Source organism: Micromonospora sp. NPDC048843 (assembly GCF_040649965.1).
Classification (GTDB): Bacteria; Actinomycetota; Actinomycetes; order Mycobacteriales; family Micromonosporaceae; genus Micromonospora; species Micromonospora hortensis.
The window spans coordinates 1-15,822 of record NZ_JBEZGJ010000087.1 but is presented as its reverse complement, the minus strand read 5'-3'; the positions used below and the strand labels follow the sequence as shown (position 1 = coordinate 15,822).

The 15,822-nt window shown below is 72.6% G+C and carries 10 protein-coding genes; 8 read left to right on the top strand and 2 right to left on the bottom strand.

The genetic code is table 11. The annotated features are described in order from the left end of the window. Positions 1–49 precede the first annotated feature (49 nt). The 5 genes from AB0C20_RS20535 to AB0C20_RS20515 all read left to right on the top strand — a co-directional run bounded on the left by AB0C20_RS20535 (position 50) and on the right by AB0C20_RS20515 (position 7,654). A complete protein-coding gene (locus AB0C20_RS20535) occupies positions 50–2,719 on the top strand; it encodes a carboxylate--amine ligase/circularly permuted type 2 ATP-grasp protein (protein ID WP_357568544.1) in 2,670 nt (889 codons plus the stop codon). A 99-nt stretch (positions 2,720–2,818) separates the two neighbouring features. Beyond that, positions 2,819–4,597: an N-acetylglutaminylglutamine amidotransferase gene (locus AB0C20_RS20530; RefSeq protein ID WP_357568543.1), complete on the top strand. Its 1,779-nt coding sequence runs from the start codon at positions 2,819–2,821 to the stop codon at positions 4,595–4,597. Beyond that, positions 4,598–6,442 carry a S9 family peptidase gene (locus AB0C20_RS20525; protein ID WP_357568542.1) on the top strand — a complete coding sequence of 615 codons (1,845 nt, stop codon included), beginning with the start codon at positions 4,598–4,600 and terminating at the stop codon, positions 6,440–6,442. A 17-nt stretch (positions 6,443–6,459) separates the two neighbouring features. Next, positions 6,460–7,038, top strand: coding sequence for a hypothetical protein (locus AB0C20_RS20520; protein WP_357568541.1), 579 nt, complete (start codon positions 6,460–6,462; stop codon positions 7,036–7,038). A gap of 61 nt (positions 7,039–7,099) precedes the next feature. After that, entirely contained in the window at positions 7,100–7,654 is a 555-nt protein-coding gene (locus AB0C20_RS20515) for a dihydrofolate reductase family protein (RefSeq protein WP_357180332.1), read from the top strand. Between the two features lie 7 nt (positions 7,655–7,661). Here the strand turns inward: AB0C20_RS20515 and AB0C20_RS20510 are convergent, their stop codons facing one another. Next, the gene (locus AB0C20_RS20510; RefSeq protein ID WP_357568540.1) at positions 7,662–10,703 is read right to left on the bottom strand and encodes a BTAD domain-containing putative transcriptional regulator; all 3,042 of its coding nucleotides are present in this window, start codon (positions 10,701–10,703) and stop codon (positions 7,662–7,664) included. Between the two features lie 307 nt (positions 10,704–11,010). Here AB0C20_RS20510 and AB0C20_RS20505 point away from each other — a divergent pair, with 307 nt between their 5' ends. From AB0C20_RS20505 to AB0C20_RS20495, 3 genes are all read left to right on the top strand, one after another. Continuing rightward, a complete protein-coding gene (locus AB0C20_RS20505) occupies positions 11,011–12,885 on the top strand; it encodes an adenylyl cyclase (protein WP_357180338.1) in 1,875 nt (624 codons plus the stop codon). Between the two features lie 370 nt (positions 12,886–13,255). Continuing rightward, positions 13,256–13,402 carry a hypothetical protein gene (locus tag AB0C20_RS20500; RefSeq protein ID WP_181548476.1) on the top strand — a complete coding sequence of 49 codons (147 nt, stop codon included), beginning with the start codon at positions 13,256–13,258 and terminating at the stop codon, positions 13,400–13,402. Then, the gene (locus AB0C20_RS20495; RefSeq protein ID WP_357180342.1) at positions 13,402–14,658 is read left to right on the top strand and encodes a putative sulfate exporter family transporter; all 1,257 of its coding nucleotides are present in this window, start codon (positions 13,402–13,404) and stop codon (positions 14,656–14,658) included. The genes AB0C20_RS20500 and AB0C20_RS20495 overlap by 1 nt, the downstream gene beginning before the upstream one ends. Positions 14,659–14,723: 65 nt before the next feature. Here AB0C20_RS20495 and AB0C20_RS20490 read toward each other — a convergent pair. Next, positions 14,724–15,822, bottom strand: a 1,099-nt coding sequence (locus tag AB0C20_RS20490) for a hypothetical protein (protein WP_357568539.1), incomplete at its 5' end; no start/stop codon positions are given.

The window sequence follows — 15,822 nt, the reverse complement described above, 5'->3', positions numbered from 1 at the left end:
GAACGCTCGTCGGACAGTCGAGACCACCGACACGCGAACCGGGGTGACCATGGCCGACAGCACCACGAACGCGCCGACGTACGACGAGCCGGTGGGCCGGTCCGGAAACGGCCGGACGCTGCCCGCCCCCCGTACGAATCCGGTCCTGTCGCTGGACGACGGCGACCCGGCGGACCTGGCCACGGTCGGGGTGGAGGAGGAGTTCCACGTCGTCGACCTGCACACCCGGGAGTTGGTGCCCCGCGCCGGGGAGTTGCTCGACCGACTGCCGACGGCCTCGTTCACCGCCGAGCTGCACCGCAGCGTGGTGGAGACCAACACCGCTGTCTGCCGCACCCTGGACGAGATCCGCGCCGAGCTGACACGGCTGCGTCAGGCGGCCGTCCAGGTCGCCGACCGGGTCGGTCTGGGCATCGTGGCGGCCGGCACGGTGCCGCTGCGGGCCGACGGCGACCCCAGCGTCACCCCCACCTCCCGCTACCGGCGGATGCTCGACGAGTACCAGATGCTCGCCCGGGAGCAGTTGATCTGCGGCGCGCAGGTGCACGTCGGCGTCTCCGACCGGGACCTGGCGGTGGCTGTCACCCGCCGGGTCCAGCCGTGGCTACCGGTGCTGCTCGCCCTCTCCACCAGTTCGCCGTACTGGATGGGCCAGGACAGCGGCTACGCGAGCGTCCGGTCCCTGGTCTGGCAGCGCTGGCCCACCGCCGGCGACCCGGGCGAGGTGACCAGCGCCGCGGACCACGAGGCGCTGGTCGCCGAGCTGATCTCCTCCGAGACCATCACCGACCCCGCCATGATCTATTTCGACGTCCGGCCGTCGGCGCACGTGCCCACAGTGGAGCTGCGGGTCACCGACGCCAACGCCGACGTGGAGACCATAGTCCTGCTCACCGGCCTGTTCCGGGCACTCGTCCGACGGGAGGTCGCCGCCCTGCGCGCAGGGGCGGAGCGCACTGCCGTACGACCACCGGTGCTGCGCGCCGCCCTGTGGCGGGCCGCCCGCTCCGGGTTGGAAGGTGACCTGCTCGACCTGCCCCGCTCGGCCCGACCGGTGCCGGCCGCCCAGGCGGTCCGCCGCCTGGTGACCGACCTGCGCCCACAGCTGGAGGCGATCGGGGACTGGGAGCAGGTCAGCGACCTGAACCGGTACGCGCTGGAACGTGGCAGCTCCGCCGCCCGGCAGCGGCGGGCGTACGAGCGACGGGGCCGATTGGCCGACGTGGTCGACCTGCTGCTCGACGAGACCCGGGGTCGGGTCCGCGGTCCGCTGCCGGGTGCGCCGACACCGCCGGCGCTGCCCACGTACGCCGACGCCGGTGACGAGGTCTTCGGACCGGCCGGACCGCAACCGGCGTACGCGCCGATGCTCGCGGCCCTGCGCCAACTCGGCGCCGGGGTCCTGCGTCAACGCGAACACGACCGGGACGAGGAGCAGCGGGCCCGGGGCGTGACGTTCAGCGTGGCCGGCGAGGCGAGCACCCGGCTCTTCCCGGTCGACCTGGTGCCCCGGGTGGTGCCCGCCGCCGACTGGCGGACCCTGCGTACCGGCCTGGTGCAGCGCGCCCGCGCCCTCGACGCGTTCCTGCGCGACGTCTACGCCGACCGGGCCGTGGTGGCCGACGGCGTGGTGCCGGCGTGGGTGGTGGAGTCCTCACCCGGGCTGCGCCCGACCGGGGCGCTGATGGGCCGGCGAGGCACCCGCGCCCAGGTGTCCGGCACCGACCTCGTCCGGGACCCGGACGGCGGCTGGTACGTGCTGGAGGACAATCTGCGGGTGCCCTCCGGGATCGGCTACGCGGTGCAGAACCGTCGGCTGACCCGGGCGGTGCTGCCGGAGCTGCCGGTGCCGGAGGATCTGCTGCCCGCCGACGAGACGCCGGCGATGCTGTACCGGGCGCTGGTCGCCGCCGCGCCCGCCGCGGCCGACGACCCCGCCGTGGTGGTGCTCAGCAGCGGCCCCGGTGATCCGGCGTGGTTCGAGCATCGGCTGCTCGCCGACGAGATGGGTGTGCCGCTGACCGAGACCAGCGACCTGCTGGTGGAGGAGGGCCGGGTTCGGCTGGTCCGCGAGGGCTGCCGCCGGGAGGTCGACGTGATCTACCTGCGGATGGACGAGGAGGCACTGCTGCACGCGCCCGGCGCGGACGGGGTGCCGCTGGGCTGGCCGCTGCTCGCCGCCGTGCACGCCGGACGGCTCACCCTGGCCAACGCGCTGGGCAACGGTGTCGGTGACGACAAGGCGCTGTACGCGTACGTGCCCCGGCTGATCGAGTACTACCTGGGCGAGAAGCCGCTGCTCGGGGACGTGCCGACGTACCTGTGTGGGCTGCCCGAGCAGCGGGCCGAGGTGCTGGGCCGGCTCGACGAGCTGGTGCTCAAGCCGGTCGACGGGTACGGCGGTGACCGGGTGGTGATCGGCCCCCGCGCCGAGGCGGAGGAGTTGGACGCCGTCCGGGAGCAGATCCTCGCGGCCCCGCACCGGTGGATCGCCCAGGAGATGATCGCGCTGACCACCCACCCGGTCTTCGACGGCACGGCGCTGGCTCCCCGCCACGTCGATCTGCGGGCGTTCGTGTTCCTCGGCGACACCGCCGAGGTCGCGCCGGTGGCGCTGACCCGGGTGGCCCCGGCCGGCAGCATGATCGTCAACTCGTCGCGCGGTGGCGGGTCGAAGGACACCTGGCTGCTCGGTGGAGCCGACGAACCGTCGGCGTAACCGACGCTTGACCCACCCGTCATCGGGACGCAACCCGGTCCGCCAAGCCTGGACCGGTCAGCGGCCCCCAGCGGATCCAGCCGATGAGAGGTGTGTGCCATGTGCGGTATCGGAGGCGAGTTCCGCCTCGACGGGGCGCCACCGGACTTGGCCGCCGTCGAGCGGATGCTTCCCGCCCTGGCCTCCCGGGGCCCGGACGGCGAGGGTCGGTGGCAGCAGGGGTCGGTGGCCCTGGTGCACCGCCGGCTGCGCATCATCGACCTGTCCGACGCGGGCGCCCAGCCGATGGTCGACACCGAGCTGGGTCTGGCAATGGTCTTCAACGGCTGCATCTACAACTACCGGGAGCTGCGCGACGAGCTGACCTCGGCCGGTTACTCCTTCCGGTCCACCTCGGACACCGAGGTGATCCTCAAGGCGTACCACAGGTGGGGGACGGCCTGTGTCGAGCGGTTCTACGGGATGTTCGCGTTCGCCCTGGTCGAGCTGGCCACGCACACCCTGGTGCTGGCCCGGGACCGGCTCGGCATCAAACCGCTCTACCTGGCCGAGGGGCCGGGCCGGGTGCGTTTCGCCTCGACCCTGCCGGCGTTGCTCGCCGCCGGTGACGTGGACACCGACCTCGACCCGGTGGCGCTGCACCACTACATGAGCTTCCACTCGGTGGTGCCGGCGCCACGCACGATCCTCGCCGGGGTCCGCAAGCTGCCACCGGCCACCGTGCGGGTGATCACCGCGGACGGCCGGCGCACCGACACCACCTACTGGCGGCCGGAGTTCAACCGCGCCGCCGTCCCCGCCATGTCCGCCGACGAGTGGCAGGAACGGCTCATGGCGGCGTTGCGCACCGCCGTACGACGGAGGATGGTCGCCGATGTGCCGGTCGGCGTACTGCTCTCCGGCGGTCTCGACTCCAGCCTGATCGTCGCCCTGCTGGCCGAGCAGGGCCAGACCGGCCTGGCCACCTTCAGCATCGGCTTCGAGGCGGCGGCGGGGGAGAGCGGCGACGAGTTCCACTACTCCGACCTGATGGCCCGTCACTTCGACACCGACCACCAGCAGATCCGCATCGGCGCGAAGCGGTTCGTCCCCGCCGTGCACCAGGCCATCGCGGCGATGAGCGAGCCGATGGTCAGCCACGACTGCGTCGCGTTCCACCTGCTCTCCGAGGAGGTCTCGCAGCGCATCACAGTGGTGCAGTCCGGGCAGGGCGCCGACGAGATCCTCGCCGGCTACGACTGGTACCCGCCGATGGCCAACGTGGCCCGCGCGGACGCCGTCGAGGCGTACGCCAGGGTGTTCTTCGATCGTCGTCACGACGCGTTCGGCGGGCACCTGGCGCCCGAGTGGATGCTCGACCACGACGCCAGCCTGGAGTTCGTCGCCGCGCACTTCGGCGCGCCCGGCGCGGACACCGCGCTGGACGCGGCGCTGCGCCTGGACAGCCTGGTGATGCTCGTTGACGACCCGGTCAAGCGGGTCGACAACATGACGATGGCCTGGGGGCTGGAGGCCCGTGTGCCGTTCCTCGACCACGAGGTGGTCGAGTTGGCCGCCGCCTGCCCACCGGCCATGAAGCTGGCGCAGGGCGGCAAGGGGGTGCTGAAGGCCGCGAGTCGGGGCATCGTCCCGGACGAGGTGATCGACCGGCCGAAGGGCTACTTCCCGGTGCCCGCCATCCGGCATCTCTCCGGCCCACTGCTCGACGACGTGCGGGACGCGCTGACCGCCCGACCGGCGCGCGAGCGGGGCCTGTTCCGCAAGGACTACCTGGAGGAGTTGCTGGACGCGCCGAACGCCCGGCGGACCACGCTGGGCTCCAACGCGCTCTGGCAGCTTGGGCTGCTGGAGCTCTGGTTGCAGCGGATCGGGGTTTAGATGAGCGTACGGATTGAGTCGCCGCGCACCACCCGGCGGCCCCGACCCGCGAGCCACCGGCCGGTGTCACCGCCGGTGCCGATCAGCGAGGACTTCGCCCCCGCGCCGTCCCCCGACGGCCGCCGGGTGGCGTTCCTCTCCGACCGGGCCGGCACGCCCGGCGTCTGGGTCTGTCAGGTCGACGCGGGTGCGCCCGTCGCGCTGCCCGTCGGTGACGAGCCGGTCCTCGCGCTGAGCTGGTCCCCGGACGGCCAGTGGTTGGCCTGTGTCGTCGCCCCCGGTGGCGCGCCCCGCACCGAGCTGTGGGTGCTGCGCCCGGACGGCACGCGACGCCACCAGGTCGCCGGGTTCGGCCGCCGCAGCGCCGCGCTGGCCGGCTGGCTGCCGCACGGCGCGGTGCTGGCGGTCACCGAGACCGACGAGCACGGGCAAGCCCTGCTGGTCGACGCCGACACCGGGCACCGGCGGGTGCTCGTCCAGGGCGACCTGCTCACCCTCCTGGACGTGACCCCGGACGCCGGCACCGCGCTGCTGCGCCGCGGCCCTCGTAACGCCCGCTGGCTGGAGGTGCTCGACGTGGCCACCGGCGTTCGACGGCGGCTCCTCCCGGACACCGGGCGGGGCAGCACCGACCAGGGTTGGTTCGGCCCGGACGGCACGAGCGTGCTGGCCCGCACCGACGCGTACTCCGAACTCGCCGCGCTGGTCCGGGTCGACCTGGCCCGACCGGAGCAGCCGCCGACCCGGCTGGCCGGACGACCGGACGCCGAGTTGGAACACATCACGCCCAGCGCGGACGGGCAGCGTGGCGCGTTGCTGTGGAACACCTACGGCGGGCGCAGCGAGCTGACCCTGCTCGACTTCGCCAGCGGTGTGCAGCGGGCCGTCGCCGCCCCCGGCGAGGTGCTCGGCGACGTCGTCCTCGCCGCCGACGGCGGCCTGCTCTGCCTCACCGCGCAGGGGCCGGTGCAACCACGGGAGGTGTGGCTGGTCGACCCGTCGACCGGGGCGCCGCGCCCGCTGCGGCCGGACACCGGCCCGCGTACTGACGATGCCGGTGTCGCGCCGCAGCTGGTCGACCTCCGGGCCCGCGACGGGCTGCCGCTCTCCGGCTGGCTCTACCGCCCGGCCGGGCCGGGTCCCTGGCCGACGGCGATCAGCCTGCACGGTGGCCCGGAGGCGCAGGAGCGTCCTGGCTACAACCCGCTGTTCCAGGCCCTCGTGGCCCAGGGCATCGCGGTCTTCGCGCCCAACGTCCGGGGGTCGTCCGGGTTCGGCCGCTCGTTCGTGGCCGCCGACAACCTCGCCGGCCGCTACGGCGCGATCGCCGACGTGGCGGCCTGCGCGGACTTCCTCGTCGACACCGGCGTGGCCCGGCCCGGCCAGCTCGGCGTCCTGGGCCGCTCCTACGGCGGTTACCTGGTCCTCGCGGTGCTGGTGAACTTTCCCGGTCTGTTCGCCGCCGGGGTCGCCGAGTGCGGCATCTCCGACTTCCGGACCTTCTTCGCCGGCACCGAGCCGTGGATCGCCGCCGCCGCCGTCAGCAAGTACGGCGACCCCCGGCGGGACGCCGACCTGCTGCGCGACCTCTCCCCGCTGACCAACATCGACCGGCTGGACGTGCCGGTGCTGCTGATCCACGGCGCCAACGACACCAACGTGCCGGCGGGCGAGTCGGCGCAGGTCGCCCGGGCCCTCGCCGAGCGCGGTGTGCCGCACGGGCACCTGGTGCTCGCCGGGGAGGGGCACGACTTCCTGTCGCGGACCAACGCCGAGGCGGCCCGTACGGCCACCACCGGCTGGCTGACCCGGCACCTCGCCGCGACCGCGACCGTCGTCGGCTGAGGCGTTATCCTGCGCCGGTGGAGGTCGCGGCGCAGGACGAGCGGTTGGCCGCGGACCTGGGTCGCTGGCTGGCCGAGGTGACCTTCGTCGACCTGGACACCGACGAGGTCACCGCGCGGGTGATCGAGTCGGTGGTGCGGTGGGCCGAGGCCCAGGGCTGGCGGGTCTACCGGCGCGCACCCAGCGTGCTGCCGTTGCCACCGCCGCTGGAGCAGCGGCACTCGGTGCTCGACGTGGCGTGTGCCCGTCCCGACGGTCCGCCCGTCGTGGTGGAGGTCGACCACACCGACCGGGCCCGTACGGTGCAGAAGTTGCGCGCGGAGGCGGACGCCGGCCGGATCCCGATCTGGGTCCGGTGGGGCGTCGGGCGTTTCACAGCGCCGCCACCGCCGGTGCGGATGGTGACCGTCGAGGTGACCCGGCGGGCCGGTCCGGCCGGGCGCGGGCGGCTGCACAGCCGCGGCGGGGACCGCCCCGCCCCGGCCCACTCGACCGGCACCGGCACTGTCACCCCGCAGGCGCTGCCGATCCCGTTGACCGACAGGGCGCAGGGCCCGACCGACGACGCGGGTAAGAGCATCGAAAGCGAATCGTAAGCGGGCTCCGGCAGAGTTCTGGGTGTCACCGGAGAGCACGACAAACACCCAGGAGATCCCGATGCGCAAGCTCGTCAACTCGACCTACATCACCCTCGACGGCGTCATCGACAACCCGATGTGGACCATGCCGTACTTCGACGAGGAGGCCGCCAGCCTGGCCGGTGCGCAGACCGAGGCGGCCGACGCGATGCTGATGGGCAGGGCCACCTACGACGGCTTTTCCTCCGTCTGGCCGAACATGGATGAGAGCGACCCGACCACTGGCGCCGCGTACTTCAACAACGTCAAGAAGTACGTCGCCTCGACCACCCTGACCAACCCCACCTGGAACAACACGGAGGTGCTCCAGGGCGATCTGGTCGAGGCGGTCACCGCGCTCAAGGCCCAGGAGGGCAAGAACATCATCCAGTACGGCTTCGGCTCGGTCACCGCCCAGCTGATCCGGGCGGGCCTGGTGGACGAGGTTCGGTTCTGGATCCACCCGGTGCTGGAGGGCGGCCCCAGCCTCACCACGGCGCTGACCGACGTCAAGGCGTCGTTCGACCTGGTCGACACCCGGGTGCACAAGAGCGGCGTGATCGTCGCCTCGTACCAGCCGAAGGTGACCTCCTGAGCACCGGTCAGAGCTGGGCCCGGGCCTCGCCCGGGCTCAGCTGCGCGCCCTCGGCGAGCAGCGCGTCGAAGCGTTCCGGCCCGAGCTCGGCCCGCAGCCGTGCTGTCGTCCGGTCGGTGTCGTCGCGTTCGGCCGGCGCGGCGGGGGACTGCGTGGCGAGCCGGGCGGCGGCCGCGGCGCCGAGCAGCCGGGCGGCGACCTCGGGGGAGCGGACCGCCGCGGCCATCCCCTCCAGGGGGCCGACCGCGTCGCGCATCGTCGCCATCGCCTCGGCGACCTCGAACGCCTCGATGTGCAGGGCCAACGCGGCGTCCGGGTCGCCGCCCTGCTCGACGGCGTAGCCCAGCTCCACCAGCACCATCGGCAGGTAGAGCGCGGTTTGGCTCTCTCCCCGGCCCAGGTCGGCGAGGTGGCTGAGGTGGGTGACGGCCAGGTCGAGCTTGCCGTCGCGTCGGGCGGCCAGCCCGAGGCTCATCTCCGCGAAGATCAGTGCGCCGGGCGAGCCCTGCTCCACCGCCAGGTCGTAGGCGCGTTCGGCCAGTTCCCGACCCTGGGCGTAGTCGCGGGTCTGCACGGCGAGCCAGGCCAGCCAGGACAGTTCGGCGCAGACCTGCGGCCACAGCGCCAACTCCTCGGCCCAGCGCAGCCCCTCCCGGTGCAGTGCGAAGGCGCGCTCGTGCTCGCCGCGCATGTCGGCCAGCCCACCCACCCACTCGGTCGCCCGGAGCCGACCCCACCGGTCGCCGAGGTCGGCGAAGAGCGCGGCGCTGCGGGTCGCGGTGCGCTCCAGGGTGGCCTGGTCGCCGTTGGCGTGGGCGATGTGGGCCACTGAGGTGAGTACCGCGGCCTCGGTCCACGGGTCGGTGGCGGCGGTGGGCAGCAGCTCCGACGCCAGGGCCAGGTCGCCGTGCTCGATCACCGCGTTGGCCGCGAACCACGCGGCGTGGCTGTCCGGGTCGGCGGCCACTGCGGCGCGCACGTCGTCCGGGGAGATCACCTCACCCTGCGACAGGGCGAAGCCGACCCGCCAGGGTGCCGCGCGGGCCTCCTGCTCCGGGTCGCCGGGCACGGCCAGCGCCCGCCGTGCCTCGGTGAGTCGACCGCGCAGGAACCAGTACCAGCTCAGTGCGACCGCCAGGCGCAGCCCACCACCGTGCGCCAGTGCCGAGCGCAGGTTCGCCAGCTCGGTGTCGAGCAGCGCCAGCCACCGCCGCTGGTCGGCCCCGCGCAGCCCGGGGTCGGCGCGTTCGGCCAGCTCGGTGTAGTAGGTGGCGTGGCGCCCGCGTATCTCGTCGGCGTCGGTGAGGCGTTCCAGGCAGAACGCGGCCACCGATTCGAGCAGCCGGTATCGGGGGGCCGCGCCGGAGTCGTCGAGCACCACCAGCGACCGGTCCACCAGCCGGGCGAGGGCGTCCAGGTCGGTTCGGCAGACCTGTTCGGCGGCCTCCGGGGTGCAGCCGTCCGGGAACACCGCCAGGTGGGCGAGCACCACCCGGTCGGACTCGTCCAGGAGGTCCCAGCTCCAGCCGATCACAGCGGTGAGCGTCCGCTGCCGGGGCGGCACGTCCCGCTGCGCGGTGGTGAGCAGCCGGAACCGGTCGTCGAGCCGGTCCACCACCCCGCGTACGCCCAGCGCGCGGACCCGGGTCGCCGCCAGCTCCAACGCCAGCGGCAGACCGTCGAGGCGGCGGCACAGCTGGGCCACCGCCGTCGCAGTCTGCCCGTCGAGGCGGAAACCGCGCTGCTGCGCGGCGGCGCGGGCGACGAACAACCGGGCCGCCGCCGAGCGCCGGACCGCGTCCAGGTCACCGTCGTCCGGCACCGGCAGTGGGGGTACCTCCCAGAGCAGCTCACCGGTCAACCCGAGTGGCTCTCTGCTGGTGGCCAGCACGCTCACCCCTGACACGTCGCGCAGCAGCCGGGCGACCAGCTCGGCGACCGGTTCGATGACGTGTTCGCAGTTGTCCAGCACGAGCAGCAACTGCCGGTGCCGCAGGGCCGTGACCACCCGGTCGGCGGGGGACTGGCTCGTTCCGGCGGCCTCGTGGGCGCCCAGAGCGCCGAGCACCTGTTCGGCGACGCTGGCGTCGCCGGCCGGGAGCGGGGCCAGCTCGACCAGTCGGACACCGTCCGGGTAGGACGTGGCGCGGGCCGTCTCGGTGGCCAGCCGGGTCTTGCCGACGCCGCCCGGCCCGACCAGCGTGACGAGCCGTTGGCGGGGCAGCAGCGTCAGCAGCTCGGCCAGCGCCTCGTCCCGCCCGATCAACTCGTCGAGCGGGGCCGGCAGGTTGCTCCGGATGATCGCCGCCTTCGGCGGGACGTCAAGGCCGGCGTCCTGTTCGAGGATCCTGCGATGCAGGGCGACCAGCTCCGGGCCTGGGTCCAGGCCCAGCTCCTCGGCGAGCCGGGCCCGCAGCTCGGCGTAGCTCTCCAACGCCTCGGACTGGCGGCCGGCCGCGTACAACGCGCGCAGCTGCACCGCCCGTAGGCCTTCGCGCAGCGGGTGTCTGGCGACCAACTCGGCCAGGTCCGCGGCCACCAGGTCATGCTCACCCCGGGCCAGCCGGGCCTGCGCCAACCGCTCGTGTACGACGAGGCGCTGCTCGGCGAGGCGGGCAGCCTCGGCCCGCACGAACTCCGCGTCGGCCACGTCGGCGTACGCCTCGCCGCGCCACAACGCGAGGGCCTCGGTCAGCCGTTCGACGTCGGCGCAGCGGGCCAGCTCGTCGAAGCGGTCGACGTCGACCGCGTCGACCCGCAGCAGGTAGCCGGGCGGCCGGGACTCGACCAACTCGCGGGCACCGGGCTCGGCATCGTTGAGCGCCTTGCGCAGCTGCGACACCCGCACCTGGAGGGCTCCGGCCGGATTGGCGGGGGCGTCGTCACCCCACAGGTCGTCGATGAGGCGGTCGGCCGAGACCACCTGGTTGCGGTTGGCCAACAGGTCGGCCAGCAACGCCCGCACCTTGGTGCCGGGCACCACTACCGGCTCGCCGGCGTCCGTGGTCACGGCGAGCGGCCCGAGCACCCCGAACTGCACGGCGGTCATCTTAGTGCCGTCAACTCGCGACCCGAGGTGGACCGTAAGCGCGTTGGCCAACTCCACAATCTTGCGCTTTGTGCAGTGCCATAAGGGGTCGAAAGATGCGTAACGGCCGCAGAAAGTGCAAGATCGCGGGCAGGGGGCCCGGCGCGAAGGTTCGCCACACCTGGTCGTGGCGTGTGGGCGCATTAACGGGTAGAAACATCTCAACCCCTTCCGGCCCGGCCCAACCTCCGGCGGCAAGGGTCAGAGAGCGCTCTCACCGCCCCAGCTGCGCCGGAAGTACGCCCGGCCAGCGGAGAGGACGAACCACATGACAACCCCGTCCCGAGACGTGCGCCGGAGATCCGGTCGTACCCTCCTGCTCGCCCTGGTGTTGACCACCGCCACCACGATGACCAGCACGGCGGCCAGCGCCGGCCGCCCGACGCACGGCGCACCCGACTTCGGCCCTAACGTGACGATCTTCGACCCGTCCATGCCGCTCGGCGAGATCCAGCAGACCCTCGACGCGGCGCACGCCCGGCAGGTCGACAACGAGATGGGCACCGAGCGGCACGCCTACCTGTTCAAGCCCGGCACGTACGGCACTGCCGCACAGCCGTTGCAGGCCAAGGTCGGCTACTACACCGAGGTGTCCGGCCTGGGCGCCTCGCCGACCGACGTCACGGTCAACGGCAAGCTGGAGGTCTACAACCGCTGCCTCGCCGACGGCGGCACCGGCAACTGCCTCGCGCTGGTCAACTTCTGGCGCACCCTGTCCAACCTGTCGCTCACCATCAACGCGGCCGGCCAGGACGACTGCCGGTCGTCGGCGAACTTCTGGGCGGTCTCCCAGGCGGTGTCGATGCGCCGACTGAACATCGGCGGCGGCGGTCTGTCGCTGATGGACTACTGCACCGCCGGCCCGCAGTTCGCCAGCGGCGGGTTCATCGCCGACTCACGGCTGCCGGCCACGACGAACGGTTCGCAGCAACAGTGGCTGACCCGCAACAGCGAGGTCGGCGGCTGGTCCAACGCGGTGTGGAACCAGGTGTTCGCGGGGGTCGAGGGAGCGCCAGACGACGCCACGTTCCCCGACCCGCCGTACACCACGCTGGAGACCACCCCGCTCAGCCGGGAGAAGCCCTACCTCTTCGTCGACGGCAAGGGCCGGTACCAGGTGCGGGTGCCCGCCGCGCAGCGCGACAGCCGGGGCGTCTCCTGGGCTGACGGCATCACGCCGGGGCGCACCATCGGGATCGGCGACTTCTTCATCGCCAAGCCGTCCGACTCGGTGCGCGTCATCAACAGCCAGTTGGCGCGCGGCAAGCACCTGCTGCTCACGCCCGGCACGTACGGCATCGCGCGCAGCATCGAGATCCGGCGCCCGAACACAGTGGTGCTGGGGATCGGGCACGCCACGCTGACCGCCGAGAACGGCGCGATCCCGCTGGACGTGGCCGGCGTGCCCGGGGTGATCGTCGCCGGTGTCACGATCGACGCCGGCCCCGTCGAGTCGCCGGTCCTGCTGCGGGTCGGACGTGAGCACGGCCGCAACGCGAGCAGCCCGCACAACCCGACCACGCTCTCCGACGTGTACTTCCGGGTCGGTGGCCCGCACATCGGGCGGACGAACACCGCGCTGGAGGTCAACAGCGACAACGTGCTCATCGACCACACCTGGGTGTGGCGCGGTGATCACGGCGTCGAGGGCTTCACCGAGGGGGTCAACGGTGACACCGACCGCTGGCGTACCAACACCGGTCGCTACGGGGCCATCATCAACGGCGACCACGTGACCGCTACCGGCCTCTTCGTCGAGCACTTCCAGCGCTACAACACGGTCTGGAACGGCGAGCACGGCACCACGATCCTCTATCAGAACGAGCTGCCGTACGACCCGCCGACGCAGGCCGACTGGATGAACGGCGCGGTCGAGGGCTGGGCCGGGTACAAGGTCGGCGACCGCGTACGTCACCACACCCTGTACGGGGGCGGGGTGTACGTGTTCAACCAGAACAACCCGTCGATCCACACCGAGAACGGCTTCGAGGTGCCGAACCGGCCCGGGGTGCGGCTGCACCACATCATGACCGTCAACCTCAGCGCCGGCACGATCGACCATGTGGTCAACGGCGTCGGGGACGCGGCCGACATGACCAAGGTCGGCGTTCCGGTCTACCTGAAGCAGTACCCGACCCCGTAGCGGGGATCGGGCGTACCGACGGGGCCGGAGCCGGCAGTGGCTCCGGCCCCGTCGTCGGTGGCGAGGGCGTCCGCAGAGGAAGAATCCGGGTCGACGGTCTTGAATTCCTATCGAGTCGGTAGGAAAATACGTGAATGCCGGTTGGTCCGCTCCTCACGTCGCGTCGGGTCGTCGACCTGATGCGAACCGCCAGTGAGCTCTGTCCGGGCACACCGGGCACCGACTGAGCACCGCAGCACCGCACCCCTCTTCCGGCCGCACCGCCGGCTCGCGCGTCGACGCGTGACCCGGCGCGGCTCCGCACGCTCGTCACCGCGCTTCTGAACCGATCCGGCACCGCCGGATCGGTTCACCACCATGGAGGTACGCCATGACATCCGACCAGCCACCGCCCACACCGCCGACGGCCGGCGCGTCCCGGCTCGCGTTCAACGAGGACTGGGCGGCGACCATCCTCGGCCTGGCCCTGCTCGCCCTGGTCCTGTTGGGTGCCATTCCCGCCGGGCTGGTGCCCTGATGACCGCCGACGCGACCCGGACGGGCACCGAGCCCGCCACGGCCGAGGCCACCCGCCTCGACGACGCCACCCGCCTCGACGACGCCACCTCCGCCGACGACCCGCCGGCCGAGGACGTGGTCGAGCGCGACACGTCGTCGACCACCGCCGACCCTGCCGAGCCGACCAGCGTGGCCCGTGACGGGGCGTTCTGGGCATGGACGGCGCTCGGCCTGCTGATCGTGGTCGGTCTCGCCGCGCTCACCCGCTACCTGGAGCAGAACGTCCCGGCCTGGGCCGAGGGCACCGCCGTCGAGGACATCGGAGCGGCGATCGAGTACCCGATCTACGCGATCCTGCTCGGCCTGCTCGGCAACGTCGCCGTCACGCTGGTCGGGTGGCGGGACCGGATCGCCGCTGCCTTCCGGACCGAGTTCTTCATCAAGACCGGTCTGGTGCTGCTCGGGGCGTCGATCAACCTGGCCGTCATCGCCAGCGCCGCCGGCCCGGCGATCGCCCAGGCGATCCTGCTGATCAGCGGGGTGTTCCTGTTCACCTGGTGGTTGGCCGGCAGGTTCGGCCTCGACGACAAGCTGCGGGCGCTGCTCGCGTCGGCGGTGTCGATCTGCGGGGTCAGCGCGGCGATCGCCGCCGCCGGCGCCGTACGGGCGCGCCGCGAACAGTTGGCCTACACGGCGAGTCTGGTCATCGTCTTCGCGTTGCCGTCCATCTTCATTCTGCCCTGGTTGGCCGACGTGTTCGGGCTCTCCGACGCGGTGGCCGGCGCATGGATCGGTGGCAACATCGACACCACAGCGGCGGTCACCGCGGCGGGAGCGCTCGCCGGTGAGGAGGCGCTCCAGATCGCCAGCATCGTCAAGGTCGCCCAGAATGCCCTGATGGGTGTGGTGGCGGTCGCGCTCACCGCGTACTTCACACTGCGGGTGGAACGACGGCCCGGCGCGGCCCGACCGGGCCTCGGTGAGCTGTGGACGCGGTTTCCGAAGTTCGTCCTCGGTTTCATAGCGGCCTCGGTCATCGCCACCTGGTACCTCGACGCGGCTGGCGCGGACGGTAAGGCCACCATCGCCATCGTCAACGACCTGCGCGTGTGGTTCCTGATCCTGGCCTTCGTCAGCATCGGCCTGGAGGTCCGGGTCGCGTCGCTGCGGGAGGCGGGCTGGCGACCGGTGGCGGTGTTCGCCAGTGCCACGGTGTTCAACCTGGCGTTGGCGCTCGCCCTGGCGTCCCTGCTGTTCCGCAACTTCTCGGCCTGAGTCGGCCGGCCGCCCCTGCGGACGGTGGTGGGGCCGGAGCCAGTCTGGCTCCGGCCCCATCGCGATCAGCGGGGCGGTGTCGTCGAGGTGGTCGGCGCGCGGTGGGACCGACCCGATCGGGTGTGCGAGGTGGGCGTCTTCACCGGGTCGAACGGAAGGTCCTTCCTGGTCCGCTCGGGCACCGCCAGGAACGACGCCGCCGACTCGGTGGCCCGCTTGGCGCGGCGCGGTGTGGCTGCCGTGGCGGGGGTGTTCTTCGTCGACCGGCTGTGCCGGCCGCCGGCCTTGTGCCGGCCGGTGCGCGTCTCGGCTCCCGCGACTGTCACCGGGCTGGGGATCAGCACGGGGCGGGCGCTGGCGGTGCGGCCCGTGCGCCGGTGCCGTGCGCGTCCGCTGCCGGTCTTGAAGCCGAGGGCGGGCCGTTCCACCAGGTGCCAGGAGAGAACGGCGAACAGGAGCGCGCCGAGCAGGCTCAGCACGATGTAGCCGAGCATCCCGAACCGGGTCCCGCCGAGCAGGGCGATCATCTGCTGCACCGGGAAGCCGTAGATGTAGATGCCGTAGGTGTAGTCGTGCCGGCGGCTGATCCCGGACAGCCGCTTCGGCAGCGCGACGGCGGCGAAGAGCACCAGGTAGGCGAAGGCCGGCAGGCCCACAGCGAAGAACCCGCCCAGCCACAGCGAGCCGACCAACGCGACGCCGGCCAGCACGGCCAGCTCTCTGGTCACCGGGATCCGGTGCGCGTACAGGCGGGCGGCGGCGCCGAGCAGGAACAGGAAGCCGAGCATCAGCGTCCAGTCGGCGGCGAACGCGCCGAGCAGCGGGAACGGTCCGATCGCGCCGTGTTGTGGCGGGCGGGAGCTCCAGGTCGGTGCCGTGAAGAAGTCCCGTAGGACCAGGGCGTAACAGACGGCGGTCAGGACGAGCACCGCGCGAGGTGCCCGGTGCAGCACCGAGGTCACCACGAGGATGCCGACGATCCCGTAGAACGCCAGGTCGTACCTCAGCGTCCACAGTGAACCGTCGAACGCGCTCGGGCCGCCGACGATCAGACCGTAGGGGGTGTCGGCCAGCAACCCCGAGATGGGGAACTGCTCCATCGAGGCGAGGACGTTCGTCGTGACGTAGTCGAAGGGCCCCTCAGGGTGCCCCCAGAACCCGTCG